The sequence below is a fragment of the Bacillus sp. GW823-FHT06B01 genome, from assembly GCF_058952315.1.
The window spans coordinates 86,977-103,489 of record NZ_JBXAHR010000005.1 but is presented as its reverse complement, the minus strand read 5'-3'; the positions used below and the strand labels follow the sequence as shown (position 1 = coordinate 103,489).

Annotated in this window: 13 protein-coding genes and 1 pseudogene; 2 read left to right on the top strand and 12 right to left on the bottom strand. The window is 33.5% G+C overall.

What is annotated here, in order from left to right; genetic code table 11:
- Positions 1-128: 128 nt before the first annotated feature.
- From AC1Q8N_RS22070 to AC1Q8N_RS22030, 9 genes and pseudogenes are all read right to left on the bottom strand, one after another.
- Positions 129-1,835: a peptide ABC transporter substrate-binding protein gene (locus tag AC1Q8N_RS22070; protein ID WP_098079620.1), complete on the bottom strand. Its 1,707-nt coding sequence runs from the start codon at positions 1,833-1,835 to the stop codon at positions 129-131.
- Between the two features lie 339 nt (positions 1,836-2,174).
- Entirely contained in the window at positions 2,175-3,887 is a 1,713-nt protein-coding gene (locus AC1Q8N_RS22065) for a peptide ABC transporter substrate-binding protein (protein ID WP_098079622.1), read from the bottom strand.
- A 348-nt stretch (positions 3,888-4,235) separates the two neighbouring features.
- Positions 4,236-5,454: pseudogene (locus AC1Q8N_RS22060) on the bottom strand (dicarboxylate/amino acid:cation symporter).
- 156 nt (positions 5,455-5,610) lie between these two features.
- Positions 5,611-6,648 (bottom strand): LCP family protein, encoded by a 1,038-nt coding sequence (locus AC1Q8N_RS22055; RefSeq protein ID WP_098079624.1) that lies wholly within the window; start codon positions 6,646-6,648, stop codon positions 5,611-5,613.
- 17 nt (positions 6,649-6,665) lie between these two features.
- On the bottom strand, positions 6,666-7,664 hold the full coding sequence (locus tag AC1Q8N_RS22050) for an anti-sigma factor (protein WP_098079626.1): 999 nt from the start codon (positions 7,662-7,664) through the stop codon (positions 6,666-6,668).
- A 12-nt stretch (positions 7,665-7,676) separates the two neighbouring features.
- Entirely contained in the window at positions 7,677-8,210 is a 534-nt protein-coding gene (locus tag AC1Q8N_RS22045; protein ID WP_048544027.1) for a sigma-70 family RNA polymerase sigma factor, read from the bottom strand.
- A 126-nt stretch (positions 8,211-8,336) separates the two neighbouring features.
- Positions 8,337-8,708 (bottom strand): VOC family protein, encoded by a 372-nt coding sequence (locus tag AC1Q8N_RS22040; protein ID WP_048544029.1) that lies wholly within the window; start codon positions 8,706-8,708, stop codon positions 8,337-8,339.
- A gap of 49 nt (positions 8,709-8,757) precedes the next feature.
- Positions 8,758-9,564, bottom strand: coding sequence for an ABC transporter permease subunit (locus AC1Q8N_RS22035; RefSeq protein ID WP_001041452.1), 807 nt, complete (start codon positions 9,562-9,564; stop codon positions 8,758-8,760).
- Positions 9,557-10,450: an ABC transporter ATP-binding protein gene (locus tag AC1Q8N_RS22030; protein ID WP_493521380.1), complete on the bottom strand. Its 894-nt coding sequence runs from the start codon at positions 10,448-10,450 to the stop codon at positions 9,557-9,559. Before AC1Q8N_RS22030 ends, AC1Q8N_RS22035 begins: the two co-directional genes overlap by 8 nt.
- A gap of 137 nt (positions 10,451-10,587) precedes the next feature.
- Between AC1Q8N_RS22030 and AC1Q8N_RS22025 the strand changes: the two genes are divergently transcribed.
- On the top strand, positions 10,588-11,208 hold the full coding sequence (locus AC1Q8N_RS22025) for a TetR/AcrR family transcriptional regulator (protein ID WP_098078816.1): 621 nt from the start codon (positions 10,588-10,590) through the stop codon (positions 11,206-11,208).
- A gap of 93 nt (positions 11,209-11,301) precedes the next feature.
- Here AC1Q8N_RS22025 and AC1Q8N_RS22020 read toward each other — a convergent pair whose 3' ends face one another.
- A complete protein-coding gene (locus tag AC1Q8N_RS22020) occupies positions 11,302-12,246 on the bottom strand; it encodes a helix-turn-helix transcriptional regulator (RefSeq protein WP_098079630.1) in 945 nt (314 codons plus the stop codon).
- A gap of 83 nt (positions 12,247-12,329) precedes the next feature.
- Between AC1Q8N_RS22020 and AC1Q8N_RS22015 the strand changes: the two genes are divergently transcribed.
- Positions 12,330-12,773 (top strand): VOC family protein, encoded by a 444-nt coding sequence (locus AC1Q8N_RS22015; RefSeq protein ID WP_087982129.1) that lies wholly within the window; start codon positions 12,330-12,332, stop codon positions 12,771-12,773.
- Between the two features lie 56 nt (positions 12,774-12,829).
- On the opposite strand, the gene AC1Q8N_RS22010 is transcribed toward AC1Q8N_RS22015, so the two are convergent.
- Both AC1Q8N_RS22010 and parC read right to left on the bottom strand, forming a co-directional pair.
- Positions 12,830-13,861 (bottom strand): oxidoreductase, encoded by a 1,032-nt coding sequence (locus tag AC1Q8N_RS22010; RefSeq protein WP_098078811.1) that lies wholly within the window; start codon positions 13,859-13,861, stop codon positions 12,830-12,832.
- 227 nt (positions 13,862-14,088) lie between these two features.
- Entirely contained in the window at positions 14,089-16,512 is a 2,424-nt protein-coding gene (gene parC / locus AC1Q8N_RS22005) for a DNA topoisomerase IV subunit A (RefSeq protein WP_001147486.1), read from the bottom strand.
- Between the last annotated feature and the right edge of the window lies 1 nt (position 16,513).

Genomic DNA, 16,513 nt, shown 5'->3' with positions numbered 1-16,513 from the left:
ACGAATTCTCCCCCATCTACTATATGTAAGTACCACTTTTCTTATTCTTCTCTATTTATTTAAATTTAATTGAATAGTAAAAGAGCGTTTAAAAAATAAATAATATATTTTTCAAACGCTCTTTTTTCTTATTTCCCTTCCGTTACATACGCCCACTTAAAGCTATATTCTGGACTGATGTTATGTTTCACAATTCCTTTAACATTCGGTTTCATTACATACGCTCTTCCTGTTTGATATAAAGGAACTAGCCCAGCATCTTCTTCAAGGAATAGTTTTTCAGCTTTTCCTAACGTTTCCCAACGTTTCTTCGCATCACCCATTAATTCATTACCTGCTTTTGATACCATATCATCATATTTGGCATTTGAATAACTCATTTGGTTATATGGGCTCTTAGATTCAAACATATCAATAAATGTCATTGGATCCGCATAGTCTGGACTCCAACCTGCATAAGAAATTTCATAATCTTGTGCAGTCTCTAATTTTAATTTTTGCTTAAACGGCTGAATTTTTGTATTAATTGTTACACCTTTTAAATTTTTCTCAATTTGATCTTTAACATAATCAGCAATCTTTTTCGCAGTTCCATCATCATAACTTAGTAATTCAATTGTAACTTGATCTTTTCCAAGTTCTTTTTTCGCTGCTTCCCACGCTGCTGCACCTTTTTTCGGATCATATTTCAGACCATTTTTAAATGTATCTTGGAAATCTTTACCGTCTGGTCCTGTCGCAAGTCCTTTTGGTACTAATTGATCTGTTGCTTTTGAACCATTATTTAAAATAACATTTGCTAAACCTTTTTTATCAACTGATAATGCGATTGCTTCACGAAGTTTTTTGCTCTTTAACGGCGTATCTTGTCCGTTACGCTTTTGATTTAAACGTAAGAAGAATGTACTTGATTCTGCATACTCGCCATATTCTTCTTTGTTCGATTTATATTTATCTACAAACTCTCCTGATAGTAGTGTGAAATCAATTGATCCTGTATCATATAAGTTTACTTTCGTCGCAACTTCTTTTACTACACTATAGTTAATTTCATCTAATTTCACAGTCTTCTTATCCCAATACTTATCATTTTTCTTTAGCTGCCATCCTTGTTCATGTTTCCATGAAGACATCACGAACGGCCCGTTATACACCGTTGTATCTGCTTCTAAACCGTACTTATCGCCTTTTTCTTTTACGAATTTTTCATTTAACGGATAGTATGACGGGAATGCTAGTAAATTTAAGAAGTATGGTACTGGCTTTTCTAATTCTACTTCTAGCGTATAATCATCTACCGCTTTTGCTCCTAAATCTGTAAGAGGTTTTTCACCTTTATTAATTGCTTCTGCATTTTTAATATAGTAAGCAATAAACGCATATTCTGCAGCAGTATTTTTATCGAGTAAGCGTTGCCATCCGTATACGAAATCTTTCGCTGTTACAGGGTCACCGTTCGACCATTTTGCATCTTTACGTAATTTGAATGTATATTTTTTGCCATCCTCGCTTTTCGTACTAGATTCTGCAGCAGCAGGAATTGGCTTATTATCTTTATCAAGACGGTATAATCCTTCCATCGTGTTTCCTAAAATTTGCGCCCCTAGCGTATCAGTAGATTTAGACGTATCCATCGTCGGAATTTCCTGTTGTTCTGTACGATTTAACACTTGTTTTGCTGCGTATTTAATTTCGGATTTGTTCTCTTCCCCACCACCACTAGACGTCGTACTTGATTTCTTCTCCCCACCAGATCCAGAACACGCTGTCAACGCCATACTCATCGCTAAAACTGGCGCTACAACCGCCGTGAACTTTTTCATCTTTTTCTTCATTTTTGTACCCTCCCCAATTATATGTACGAAACTAGATTTGAGTAATTTCCTAATAATTAGTTATCAGAAAATTCTTATTAATTAATATTCTACTATTTTTTCTGGTTTTGTAAAGTTATTTTTAAAATATTCTAAAAATTATTCTTTTCACAATAGAAACCTTATATTCATTACTTTTTACATTTAATTTCATAATAAAAAGCATTCCAAAAGTAAAGAATCTACCTTTGGAATGCTCTATTATTTTATCCTTCTATTGTGGACAGCGAGATTCTCAATGCAAGAATAAGATAAGGAACTTGCATATATCCACTTAAAGATAAAACCACTATTTAAAAATTATTTTCCATCTTTTTCAGTCATGTATGCCCACTTGAAGCTATACTCTGGGCTAATGTTATGGTGAACGATGCCTTTTGCATTTGGTTTTTGAACGTATGCATCACCACGTTGGTATAAAGGTACAAGTGCTACATCTTGCTCAAGAAGTAATTTCTCAGCTTTTCCGAGCTCTTCCCAACGTTTCTTCGCGTCACCCATTAATTCTCCACCAGCTTTTTTAATCATATCATCATATTTTGAATCAGCGAAGCTCATTTGGTTATGAGAATGATTAGACTGGAACATATCTAAGAATGTCATTGGGTCAGCGTAGTCAGGTCCCCAACCAGCAAATGATATATCATAGTCTTGCTCTGTTTCTAATTTCAGCTTTTGTTTGAATGGCTGAAGTTTAATATTAACAGTTACACCTTTTAAGTTTTTCTCAATTTGATCTTTTACATATTCCCCAACTTTTTTCGCATTACCAGTGTCATAGTTTAATAGCTCAATTGTAACTTGGTCTTTCCCAAGCTCTTTTTTCGCTTCATTCCATGCAGCTGCTGCTTTTTTCGCATCTGGTTTAATACCATTTTTAAATGTTTCTTGGAAGTCTTTACCGTCTGGTCCAGTTGCTAATCCTTTCGGTACTAAGAAGTCCGCAGGCTTAGATCCATCATTTAAAATAACGTTTGATAAATTCTTTTTATCGATTGATAATGCGATTGCTTCACGTAATTTTTGGCTCTTTAACGGTGTATCTTGTCCACCACGTTTTTGATTCATACGTAAGAAGTAAGTACTTACTTGTGAGTATGAACCAAACTCTTCTTTATTGTTTCTATACTTATCAACGAATTCACCTGTTAATAGCGCGAAATCAATTGCATTTGTATCATATAAGTTTACTCTTGTAGCTACTTCTTTTACTACACTATAATTGATTTCATCTAGTTTTACAGTCTTTTTATCCCAATATTGATCGTTTTTCTTTAGTTTCCAGCCTTGCTCATGTTTCCAATCAGTAAGAACGAACGGTCCGTTATATACTGTTGTATCAGACTCTAAACCGTATTTATCTCCTTTTTCTTTTACGAACTTCTCATTTAACGGATAGTATGATGGGAATGCTACTAAGTTTAAGAAGTATGGTACTGCTTGTTCTAATTCAACTTCTAAAGTAAGGTCATCTACTGCCTTTACTCCTAGTTCAGTTACAGGTTTTTCCCCTTTATTAACCGCTTCTGCATTTTTAATTGGGAATGCAATGAATGCATACTCAGCAGCTGTTTTTGGATCTAATAAACGTTGCCATGCATATACGAAATCTTTCGCTGTTACTGGATCACCATTTGACCATTTTGCATCTTTACGTAATTTGAATGTATATTTTTTACCATCCTCACTCTTCGTGCTTGACTCTGCCGCAGCTGGGATTGGTTTGTTATCTTTATCTAATCGATATAAACCTTCCATTGTGTTCCCTAAAATTTGAGAACCTAATGTATCAGTATTTTTAGAAGTATCCATTGTTGGAATCTCATTTGTTTCTGTACGATTTAGCACTTGTTTCGCTGCTAATTTTTCTTCTGATTTGCTATCTCCGCCAGAGCTAGAATTTGTGCTTGTTTTCTTATCTCCGCCTGATGTAGAACATGCTGTCAATGCCATACTCATTGCTAAAACTGGTGCTACAACTGCTGTTAGTTTTTTGATTTTTTTCTTTTTCACTTTCTGTACCCTCCCTAATTCTTAACGCTCTCATTTAAGAATTTTCTGATAATTCTGTTTTTCTTTATATATTTATCAGAAGATTCTTATTAACTATTATTCTACTAATTTTTTGAGTTTTGTAAAGTGTTATTATTGAAAATTTTTAAAAAATTATTTTTTTACAGTAATATTCATAAAAATTCCATAATCTTTCGAAACACTATATCTCATTGAATTCTATGTATTGATTTAATAACCTTTATATCCCTCCACTATAAAACACTTGTAAATTATTGTTAATAAATAATGTATATCGTAACAAACCTCTTTTCTACAAAAATAAAAAAGTCAGCTTTGCTGACTTTTTTATCCGACCATTTTCTCTTTTTTCATTTCCTCTATTACTCTCGTATACTTCTCTTCATCAAATTCATTTTCACTTTTTGCAACAACTACAGTCGCAATACCGTTACCAATTAAATTGACGATAGCACGTGCTTCTGACATGAAACGATCTACATCAAGTAATAGCGCTAACCCTTCTAACGGGATAACATTCATTGCAGATAAAGTAGATGCTAGTACTATAAAACCTCCACCTGTTACTGCTGCTGCCCCTTTAGATGTAACTAATAAAATAGCTATTATAGTTAATTGTTGACCTAGTGAAAGATCGACGTGAAAAACTTGAGCTAAAAATATAGTTGCCATCGATAAATAAATCGTCGTTCCATCTAAATTAAAAGAGTAACCTGTCGGAATGACTAAACCTACTACTGGCTTAGAACACCCGAAGTCTTCCATCTTTGTCATCATTCGCGGCAGTACTGATTCTGATGATGATGTCCCTAGAACAATAAGTAATTCTTCTTTAATATGTGCTAAATATTTCCACAAGCTAAATTTGTACAGTTTACAAATAAAATTTAAAACAATAAAAACGAATAATGCCATTGTCGTATACACAAATCATTAGTTTAACAAGTGGTATTAACGTACTTAAACCATATTTACCAATTGTAAACGCCATTCCACCGAATGCTCCAACTGGTGCTAACTTCATAACAATAGATAAAATATTAAAAAATACTTTCGATAATCTTTCAAAAAAGTCGATAACAGGTTGTCCATTTTTCCCGAGCATCGTTAACCCTGCACCGAATAAAATGGAGAAGAACAGAACTTGTAAAATATCACCTTTTGCAAATGCTTCAAACATGTTAGACGGCACAATATGTAAAAAGAAATCCATCCACTGCATTTCTTGCCCGCTTTGTACATATTGTGAAACATCTCCGCCCTTTAGTTTCGAAGGATCTAATCCATCTCCGGGACGTACAACATTCGCTACGATGATACCAATAAGTAAAGCCGCTGTTGTAACGATTTCAAAATATAATAGTGCCTTCCCACCAACACGACCTACCTTTTTCATACTTCCCATACTTGCAATACCAAGCACAATCGTTAAAAAGATTATCGGTGCAATAACCATTTTAATCATATTGATGAATGTTTCACCAATTGGCTTCTTCTCTTGTCCAACACTAGGCCAAATTGCCCCTACTGCAATACCACAAATAATTGCTAATGATGTATTTTATGTAATATCCCCCCTGGTATTTAACTTAAATCACATCATTATGTTATACTATCATCCATAACTTGAAAATAGTATATAATATTTGAATTTAAATGTCATACTATTAAACGTAATAAAAAAGCAGACATTATGCCTGCTTTAATTCTCCTCAATCTGCTTTTCACTTAATCCTAGATGTGTTCTAAGCGTATTACTCAAACTCTGTAGATCTTTTTTATTAGGGTTATAATAATATACACGTTGCCCATTTGGACCGTTAGGTAAATATAAATCATCTCCGCCTAATTGAATCTTTTCAACTGAACCATTTAAACCGTATTTATAAAAAGATAAAATATCATCCATTACTAAATTTGTTTTAAAATCGCCGTCAATCGCCTCAACTATTTTTTCTAGCTTCGTAATCGAGCCTACACTTTTTAATTTACTTAACATCGCTTCAATAACAAGTTGTTGGCGCTGACCTCTCATTGCATCACTATCAATATGACGCGTTCTTGCCAGTGCAAGTGCTTCTTCCCCTGTTAATTTTTGTAGTCCTTTTTTCAAATGGATTGCGTCAGGTTCATCTTTACTATTTTGCTCCGTAAATTCAACTGGGACATTTACTTCAATTCCATCTAATCCATCAACAATTTTAGTAAATGAATTAAAATTAAACTTCACAAAATAATCAACAGGCACTTGTAACAACTTTTCTACTGCTTCCACTGAAGCTTGCGGTCCTCCATCTTTACCATTTTTAACGAAACCACTTCCATATGCATGCGTTATTTTATCTTTTTTCTTTTCAACTGGAACATATGTATATGTATCACGTGGTATGCTCGTTAATTTCACTGTCTTATCATCTTTATTAAAAGTAGCTAACAGTAGTGCATCTGTATGGAAAGCACCATTATACTCCTTTTGTCGTTCTTGATTTTCATCAATTCCCATAATTAAAAGTGAAACATTGTTTGCAATTGGCTTTACAGTTTCCTCACGTAAATGTGATTTTTCACCACGCGCTAAATTTAAACTAGACTTTTGTACGAGATTAGAAGTTTTCATATACACATAAGCACCATATCCCACTCCGCCAAATAGTAATACTACTAACAATACACTTATTATCATTGTCTTCTTATATTTTCTTTTATTTTTCTTTTCTCTTGAAGAAGAGGTATTCTCCATATATTTCCCCCCGTTTTCTATTCATCTAATATGTTTTTCAATTTTTCATACTTAGCGCTATCCTTTTGAAATACATTCTCTTTCAATCCTTTATTTATTTGTATCCATTCAGTCGTAATCGAATATTGAATCATACCTTCGTGGAAACTAAGGAACTTTAGCATAATCCCCGTATTTTTCTCTACAACCATTTCAAATTTCCCTCTTAAATCTTCAGATGTACTTACAGGCATTTCTATATTTATTGTCCCTTCTATTTTGTAGCAATCAAGTCCAAGATACTTCGTTTCTTTATAATTCCAATCTTTATATCGAATTAATAGCTCAGCAAATTCTGATTGCATACTATACTTCGCAAATCCCACATATTCGTCATCATATCGTTTCTTTTCACCTGATTTTCTCAATAATCTTTCCGTAGGATTTAATTTTAATAGTTCATAGTTTCTTTCCCTCGGGCTCCATTTTGTCTCTCTATATGTATACTTCTCATCATCAAATTCTTTTTTCTTGCCCTCGTTATATATAATTGTTCGTTTTTTCGTTAGCTTATCTTCTTTCGAAGAGATACCTCTTTGTCGCTCCGTATCAAGCGCATATTTGTATGTTGTAGCAATTCTTGACGAACTAGAATATTCCTCAAATTGTCCTGAAATATTTTTAAAATGATCAATGGAATCCAGCATCTTTTCATGAATCTTTTCTTTATCTGGATAGTTTACGTTCGATTTTATTTCTTCTTCATTTTCATAATCAGAAAACGCCTTTTTCTTTACATATTCAAATACCCCACCATTTTGAGCAAAAATTTGATCAGAAAACTCCGACATAGACACAATGGACAGTGTTAGAACCGCAGCACTTATAGCCATCATATAAACTTTGTAACCTTTCTTTTTTACCGGAAGATTATGTAGTGTACGATTAATCTTTTCATTTAACTCTGGTGGTACTATAACATTCTCTTCTTTTATTCTCTTTTTTATTTTCTCATCAAATAATTTTTCGTTATCCATCCTATACACCCCCTATTCCATCTTTAATCGCTTTTCCAATTGTTCCCTCGCGCGTGACAATCTCGATTTCACTGTTCCTTTTGGCACTTCTAAAAGCTTCGCTATACTTTCTTGATTCATATCTTCATAATAAAAAAGCACCGTTACAGCTCTTAACTCTTCATGTAATGATTGAATCGCATTACACAAATCTATATCTTCATACTGATCATAAGCACTCATATTGTAATCATTTTCTTCTATTACCATTATCTTTTTGTATGATCTAATAATGTTGTTACACTCATTTATCAAAATTCGAATTAACCAAGTTTGAAAAAACTCTTCTTTCTTTAATTTTTTTATATTTTCATAGGCTTTTAAAATTGTTGCCTGTATCGCATCCTCTATATTTGTCTCATCGCGTAACATAGCCTTTGCAATGCGATACATCTTCACTTTTTCTGTATGTATAAGCGCCATAAACGCTTCATGATCACCTTTTTTCGCTAAAGAAACATCGGTTTCTTCTTTTACAATCATTTTATATAAAGGGATTACTTTCACAATTGCTCCTCCTGTTTCATCCTCACTTCAAATTTAACTTTACATGTATTAGACGGATGAGCCTAGAAAAAGGTTCATTTTTTGAATATTTCCATAAAAAAAGGTAAACATTCTTCATGTTTACCTTTACTCAGATGTAATTCTAAGGAAATATCCATCTGGATCGACAACTTTAAATCCCCGCATCTCCCACGGATAAGTTTGAATTTCTTCTTGTATTGTGCATCGCTTCTCTTTACAACGTTCATATACTTCTTCAATCCGATTGACAACAATAATTAGTTCAAAGCCATTCCCCTTCATGTCTTTTCGATTGTAAAAATAGTGATTTTCACTCAATGTTGAATCAGTAGCTAGTAACAGAGAGAACTGATCGTGATTAAAGCGTGCTGCATGCATACTTCTTTTATACAACTGTAAACCAATTACTTCTTCATAAAACAATAATGACTTCTCAATATCATTTACATATAGCTTAACCCGGAACAAATGATTCATTCGTTTCCTCCTCATCAAAAAAGCCCACTCTATCAGTGGACTTTCTACTTTATAACGGTAAATCCCTCTTCCTAAACACTACAATTGCTACTATGAAAATACAAAGGGCTCCAGCAGTTAAACCTATACTCACTGGCCATATATTATACGTTCCCTCAGCAATTTCTTTCGGACGAAATAGCGTAAATAATGATATATTTCTCATCCACTCTAACTTATCGCTTAATTTACCTACCATGTCCGTTACGAAAAATAAAATAGTTAAACTTGCTGAGTAGCTAAGTGCCTTTCTTTCGTCATTACATATACAAGAAAAGAAAAATGAATACGCACTAACGACTAAAAATATTAACCCACCGACTATATTTATCTTCAGGAATAATTCTTTATTTAAGTTATTATCTTGTAGAAACCACTCTGCACCTACTATACCCGCTACATACGTAACAGTTACTATGATTAGTAGCCCTAATACGAGAATAGCCGCTTGCGTGATTGCAATTTGCACTCTAGATACAGGTGTTGCTAGCAAGTATGCCATCGCTCCTTTATCTACATGACGAGCAATTAAATGCGTTGCAACTGTTACACAAAAAATTGTTAATATGATAATAAACAATAGACTATAATATTCGCCAGCTAAAAAATCCATTACGTTTTGAATCGGACTTTCCATTCCAACAATTTTTTTCACACTATCAGGCATAGCACTTATTAATTCATTTAACCCTTTCGCTGATACCATTGAAGGGAAGATCCAAATTAATAACCATAAATATAGAGCTGCACCAGTTGCATAACTCAAAATACTTTTTTGTGTTTCTTTCAAACTAGCTAAAAACAATTGCTTATTCATGCTTTACCCCTTCTTTCTTATCGTAATAATGCATAAATAAATGTTCTAAATCCATTACTCTCGTTTGAAGCGCCGTTACATTATAGTTTGAAAGTGTTTGTAAAACAGTTTGATAGTTTCCTTGCACAATAATCGATGCTTCTCTACCTTTCACCGCTTCAAATTGCAAATTACATTGTGTAAGAGATTCAATCTCTTCTTGCGATGATACGGTTACATCTATTACCTGTCGTCTCAAGCTTTGTAAATCATGAATATTTTCAACCGTTACAAGGCGACCATCTTTAATTATAGCCACTCTGTCACAAGTTCTCTCAATCTCAGTAAAAATGTGCGATGACATAAGGATTGTTTTCCCTCTTTGCTTTTCTTCTAATATTAAATCGATAAACACTTGCTGCATAAGTGGATCGAGTCCTGATGTTGGTTCATCTAAAATTAACACTTCTGGATCATGCATAAAAGCAGCAACAATTCCTACTTTTTGCTTCATTCCTTTAGACATTTTTCGAATCGGTGTTTTCACATCAAATTGTAGACGTTCTATTAATTCATCTCGTCTTTTCGTATCCTTTAACCCGCGCATTCCTTGCATTAACTTTAAAAAATCTAATCCGTTCATTCCTTCAATAAAAGAAATTTCACCTGGCAGATAACCAACTTTCCTTTGGATTTTCGCCGCTTCATTCCAACAATCTAATCCAAAAATTGTCGCTTTACCAGCTGTTGGTTTTATAAATCCCATTAAATTACGAATTGTTGTGGATTTCCCAGCACCATTTGGTCCTAAGTAACCAAATACTTCCCCTTCTTTTACATCAAATGTAATATGAAACAAACCTTTTCCATTTGAAAACTGTTTTGTGACATTTTGAACTGAAATCATAATTCCACCTCATTTTTTGAAATATTTAATATGTGATATTTCAAAATTATTGTACTCCTCATCTTTCATATTCGCAACAACTTTTTGAAATTTTTATATGTCCATATTTCAAAATTATTGTTTTCCATTAATTTTTCTTGTATATTTTAATTGAGGTGATTGCATTGAACGGCTTTGAAAAAGTGAAAGAAAAGAAAAAACGTGCCATTAAAGAGGCAGCCTTCTTATTATTTTCAGAACGTGGATTTAATGAAGTGAAAATAGAACATATTGCAAAAGAAGCAAACGTTTCTCAAGTTACCATTTATAATCATTTCGGAAGTAAAGATGCGTTATTTAGAGAACTTATACAAGAATTTATCATATCTGAATTTCAATATTATAAAGATCTTGCAGAGGACAAATTACCTTTTCATGAGATGATGCAAAAAATGATTGTAAGAAAAATGAATACTGGTGGGTTATTTCAGCCGGATATGTTACTACAAATGATGCAAAGAGATGAAGAGCTCCGAGAGTTTATTTATAGTTATCAAAACGAAAAAATCCTGCCTTGGTATTTAGAAATATTAGAACAAGCACAGCAAAAAAATGAAATTAACCCTCACCTTACTAAAGAAATGATGTTACTATACATTCAAATGTTCACTAAACTAGGTGATGATTTCGGGGCTCAGCTTCTTGAAGGAGATCGTGAAAAACATATACAAGATATCGTTACGATGTTCTTTTATGGACTGTCCGTCCCTGAAAAATAATTGTTTCTAAAAACAAGTAAAATCACCAAAAAGCCCTTTGGATATTTAAATCTCAAGGGCTTTTTCATATCAAATAAATAGCTAAAACTAACTTTATCTTAAAGAAGTTAAATGCTGCTTTATAGATAACACCTTATTATAGATTAACTCTTTTAGCATAACAGGCTGAATCGAGATAATCGTTTCACCGAAATTCAGAAAATAGTTCGAGATAAAATCAACTTCTTGTTTATTAAAATAGCCTGTTATAATATAATTTTCATTTTTCTTTTGCATCCTCATGGAAGGGTAATTCTCTTTATCAAAAATGTCTTTTCCTTTTTGATTAACAATGACACTAAAATCCGTTGCATCAGGCTTCCTGTGAAAATTAGTAAGATAACTTAATAATTCTTCAAGGTTTTTTGGATGAATATTACTTGTTTCCACAATAGAAAGAATTTTATCACATCTAATTATTTGAACATGATTTGTCTCAAAATTAAAGATTTTAGCATACCACTGGCCAAATTTAGATTCTATTCGAATAAATTGTGCGACCAAGGCTTTCTCCTCATCTTTTTTTAAATATGTTACATGATAAACTCGCTCAGCAAAAATCCCCTGCAAAATTTCTTTTAAGAACGGACTAAAATTACTATGATTTGTTACTTCAAAAGAAAGCGTTCGTTCCATAATTGAAATATTTTTACGCACATTATCAGGTAATACATGTTTAAATTTATTTTCAAGCGCAATACTTTCTACATTAAATGGTTTTGTCTTGTATCCATTTAGCGTAAGAATCGAAAAGTATAACGCATACATTTCATCCACACTAAAATAAATTGGCGATAACACACTATTTTCTATAATTTTATAACTTCCATTTCTACCCAGTTCGGAATATATTGGTACACCTATTTCTTCCAATGATTGAATATCTCGCAACGCGGTACTTTTAGAAATATCATATCTAGCCATTAAATCTTTTAAATTAAAATATCTTTTATTATTCAAGAAAATAAGCATATCATTTATTCGTTCCGTTTTTTTCATATTTCCCTCCTAAAAAGGTGTCATGTATTGAAACCTTTTTAGTCTATATTATAATTATTAACTAAGAAAGGAGTTATATATTTATGACATTAGAAATAGCTATTTTTCTTTCAATGAATGGGCAAGCAAAGGAGGCAATTAATTTTTACACACGTAATTTAGAAGCTACGCAGTTAATGATTGTTACGTATGGAGAACTGGCCAAAAGAGATAGTTCTTTTAAAATTACAAGTGAAAATAAAGATCATATTGCTCACTCTGTTTTACAAATTGGGAATACAAAGCTAATGATAGCAGAAGATACAATGAAGCCTAATGAACGTTATAACGTTGGAAATAACATGTCACTTTGCATTCAAAGCGCTAATTTAGAAGAAATACAAAGGTTTTATAATAATTTAATTTCTGATAAGCATGTGAAGATAATCTCTCCGCTAGAAAAAAATATATTTAGTGAAGCATATGGGATTATTGAAGATCCTTACGGCATACAAATCCAGTTAATGTATGACAAACGATTAAACTAAATAATTATCCATATTCACATATTCCTAATAAAAAAGACACGAAATTCGTGTCTTTTTTACTTTACAGTGATGACTCTACCGGTTTCACTACTTTCAATCGCTAATTGAATAAGTCGAATAACTTCTAAGCCTTCTTGTGCTGTTACAGGTGGTTTCTCACCATTTACTATACTATCTCTTACACCTTTATAATACATGTCATAACAGCCAACTTCTGTTGGAATACGCTCTAGCTTTTCTTCCGTATGTAAAGTAGCAAAATTCTCTTCAGCATCTAATCCATAACCGTTATCGCCTGGCTTCATTCCATTTTTTAATTGTTCTTCCTGTGAATCCATACCGTATTTCACGATAGAACCTTTATCTCCATGCAGTGTAAAGTGTGGACCTTCTTGCTTTACGTAACTGCTACTATGTAAAGTGACACGTTTAACACCGTAGTGAAGTATAACATGGAAGTAATCATCAATTTCTGCACCTGGTCGTTGTTTGATTACATCTGCACTTATCGCATCTGGTTTCCCAAATAATGATAATGCTTGGTCAATTAAATGCGATCCTAAATCATACAGTATACCTGATCCTGGTAAATTCTTTTCTCTCCAGCGATCACGTACATTCGGGCGAAAACGATCGAAATGCGCTTCATATGTGTATAGATTCCCTATTCTATTTTCTTCTAACAATTTCTTTATCGTTAAGAAATCATTATCAAAACGGCGATTATGATACACGCTTAACACCACATTATGTTGTTTTGCTAATGAAATTAGTTCTTCGCCTTCTTCAATTGAAACAACGAATGGCTTCTCCACAACTACATGCTTACCATGTAAAATTGCTTCTTTTACATATGGAAAATGAGTTGTATTCGGTGAAGTAATGACCACTAAGTCAATATCAGCACGATTTACTAATTCCTCAATTGTGCCAACAACTTCAGCATTTGGTAATGCTTGCCTCACTAGTTCTTCTTTTGAAGATAAAATAGCACGAATATCATATTCTTCTATCGTTTGTAATAATGGGATGTGAAATGTTGTACTAGAAAATCCAAATCCTACAATGCCTACACCTATTTTTTCCATGTTGCTCCTCCATCTGTCCCGCTTTAACGGACAGTAAGATTCCTACCTCAAAATTCAGCGAAAGCAAAGAAATTAGTTGAGGAATCAACTGCTCGTAAAAGTCCGATTGATTAAAGTTTCACTTTATGAGAACGATTTCATTCAGTTATTATAACAAGATTATTATTATTTACATAATAATTTGCCTAGAAAAAGCATCTTGCCATTATTCATAGCAAGATGCTTTTTTACTCCGGTCGTTTTTTTGTCCACGTTTCAATAACTTCACCAGTATCATTAACATCTAGTACTAAACTACCGTTACTATACCGGTCTTTATTTCGATACGCTTTCGGGTCAATTTCTTCTACAATATGTTTCTCAGTCTTCATATATACTAGTTCATCATCTCGAACAATTTCAATACCGACAATACGGTATGGATTACGTTTTAACTCTTTAAAAATAACAAGGCCTCGCTTCGCCCTCGTTGATTTCTCAATTTCTGATGCTTTTAGACGTTTTACAGCACCTCGCTGCGTAACAAGAATAAGTTGATCTTTGTCACCATTTAACGGTTTACCAGAAGCGACATAATCATCTTCTTTTAAGTTAATTGCTTTTACACCAGCGGCCCTTACACCGACTGGACTTACTTCATCTTCATGAAAAATAAGTGCATATGCACCATAAGTTGCAAGAACAATATCACTCGTTCCATCTGTTGCAAATATATCTACAACATAATCATCTTTTTTCAAATTCACAGCGACGAACGCTCTTGAATAACGCTGAACTTTATATTGATTTAATTCTGTTTTCTTAATCATACCATTTCGTGTAACAAATACGATAAATCGTTTTTCTTCTTCAAAGTTCGGTACGACGGTCGCCCAAATAATCATTTCATCCCGCTCGAGTGAAACGAGATTCGCAACGTGTTGACCTAAATCTTTCCAACGAATTTCTGGCATTTCATATACTGGCAGATATATATAGTTTCCTTTATTCGTAAATAAGAGGACTGTCTCTGTCGTATTCGTATCGAATCGCTCCAGTAAGATGTCACCCTCTTTCATACCGAAGTCTTTTCCGTTCGATGCATTATGTGAACGCCAACCTGTTCGCTTCACATATCCTTCTTTCGTTACAGTAACGATGACATCTTCCTGCGGAATCATAACTTCCACATCGATTTTAATTTCCTCAATTTGTTCTTCAATAATAGCACGGCGATCATCACTATATGTTTTCTTGACTCTCTTCAAATCTGTTTTAATAACTTGAAGAAGTCTTTTTTCACTTTGTAAAATTGACTGTAACTCTATAATCTTCTTATTAAGCTCGTCTGCTTCTTGTTCTAGCGCCGTAATATCTGTATTCGTTAAACGATATAGTTGCAGCGAAACAATTGCTTCTGATTGCGCTTCTGTAAATCCAAATTTCGTACTTAAATTATCTTTTGCATTACGTTTATCTTTAGAAGCACGGATTGTTTCAATCACTTCATCTAAAATCGATAATGCTTTCTTTAAACCTTCTACAATATGTTGACGGTTTTCTGCTTTTCTTAATTCATATTGTGAGCGTCTCGTAACAACTTCTTTTTGATGCCCAATATACGCATCCAAAATCTTAGGTAATGTCATAAGTGTCGGACGACGATTATTTATCGCTACCATATTAAAGTTATATGGAATTTGTAAATCTGTGTTCTTATATAAATAATTTAAAATACCTTCAGCATTTACTTCTTTTTTTAACTCTACAACGATGCGAAGACCTGTACGATCTGTCTCATCACGTACTTCAGCAATTCCATCTAGTTTTTTATCTAGACGTAATTCATCCATTTTTTTAACAAGGTTCGCTTTATTTACTTCATACGGAATTTCTGTAATAACGATTTGTTGCTTCCCACCACGGATCGTTTCAACTTCCGCTTTTCCCCGAATAATAATTTTACCTTTTCCTGTTTCATACGCTTTTTTAATACCATCAATCCCTTGAATAATACCACCCGTGGGGAAATCTGGTCCTTTCATAACTGTTAATAAATCATCAACAGTACTATTCGGCTTATCAATACGCATCATCGTCGCATCAATTACTTCCCCAAGGTGATGCGGAGGAATTTCTGTTGCATAACCAGCTGAAATTCCTGTCGATCCGTTCACTAGTAAGTTCGGGAACATCGCTGGAAGTACAACAGGTTCTTCACTCGTATCATCGAAGTTTGACACGAATTCTACTGTTTCTTTATCGAGATCACGCAATAACTCAGATGCGATTGGTGATAATCGTGCTTCCGTATAACGCATTGCCGCTGCTGGATCGCCATCCACACTACCATTATTACCATGCATTTCAACTAAAACATTACGTACTTTCCAAGTTTGACTTAAACGTACCATCGCCTCATATACAGAGGAATCACCGTGTGGATGGTAGTTACCGATAACATTACCAACTGTTTTAGCTGATTTACGAAATGCTTTATCATGTACATTTCCTTCTACATACATAGAATATAAAATACGTCTTTGTACCGGTTTTAAACCGTCACGCGCATCTGGAAGCGCGCGATCTTGAATAATATATTTACTATAACGTGCAAAGCGGTCACCTAACACGTCTTCAAGCGGGAGGTCATGAAACTTCTCTGCCTGCATG

Coding starts and splice junctions, on each gene's coding strand:
- parC (WP_001147486.1), bottom strand. CDS start 16,512: ATGCAGGCAGAGAAGTTTCATGACCTCCCGCTTGAAGACGTGTTAGGT.
- AC1Q8N_RS22050 (WP_098079626.1), bottom strand. CDS start 7,664: ATGGATAACGAAAAATTATTTGATGAGAAAATAAAAAAGAGAATAAAA.
- AC1Q8N_RS22040 (WP_048544029.1), bottom strand. CDS start 8,708: ATGAATCATTTGTTCCGGGTTAAGCTATATGTAAATGATATTGAGAAG.
- AC1Q8N_RS22055 (WP_098079624.1), bottom strand. CDS start 6,648: ATGGAGAATACCTCTTCTTCAAGAGAAAAGAAAAATAAAAGAAAATAT.
- AC1Q8N_RS22070 (WP_098079620.1), bottom strand. CDS start 1,835: ATGAAGAAAAAGATGAAAAAGTTCACGGCGGTTGTAGCGCCAGTTTTA.
- AC1Q8N_RS22015 (WP_087982129.1), top strand. CDS start 12,330: ATGACATTAGAAATAGCTATTTTTCTTTCAATGAATGGGCAAGCAAAG.
- AC1Q8N_RS22035 (WP_001041452.1), bottom strand. CDS start 9,564: ATGAATAAGCAATTGTTTTTAGCTAGTTTGAAAGAAACACAAAAAAGT.
- AC1Q8N_RS22020 (WP_098079630.1), bottom strand. CDS start 12,246: ATGAAAAAAACGGAACGAATAAATGATATGCTTATTTTCTTGAATAAT.
- AC1Q8N_RS22030 (WP_493521380.1), bottom strand. CDS start 10,450: ATGATTTCAGTTCAAAATGTCACAAAACAGTTTTCAAATGGAAAAGGT.
- AC1Q8N_RS22010 (WP_098078811.1), bottom strand. CDS start 13,861: ATGGAAAAAATAGGTGTAGGCATTGTAGGATTTGGATTTTCTAGTACA.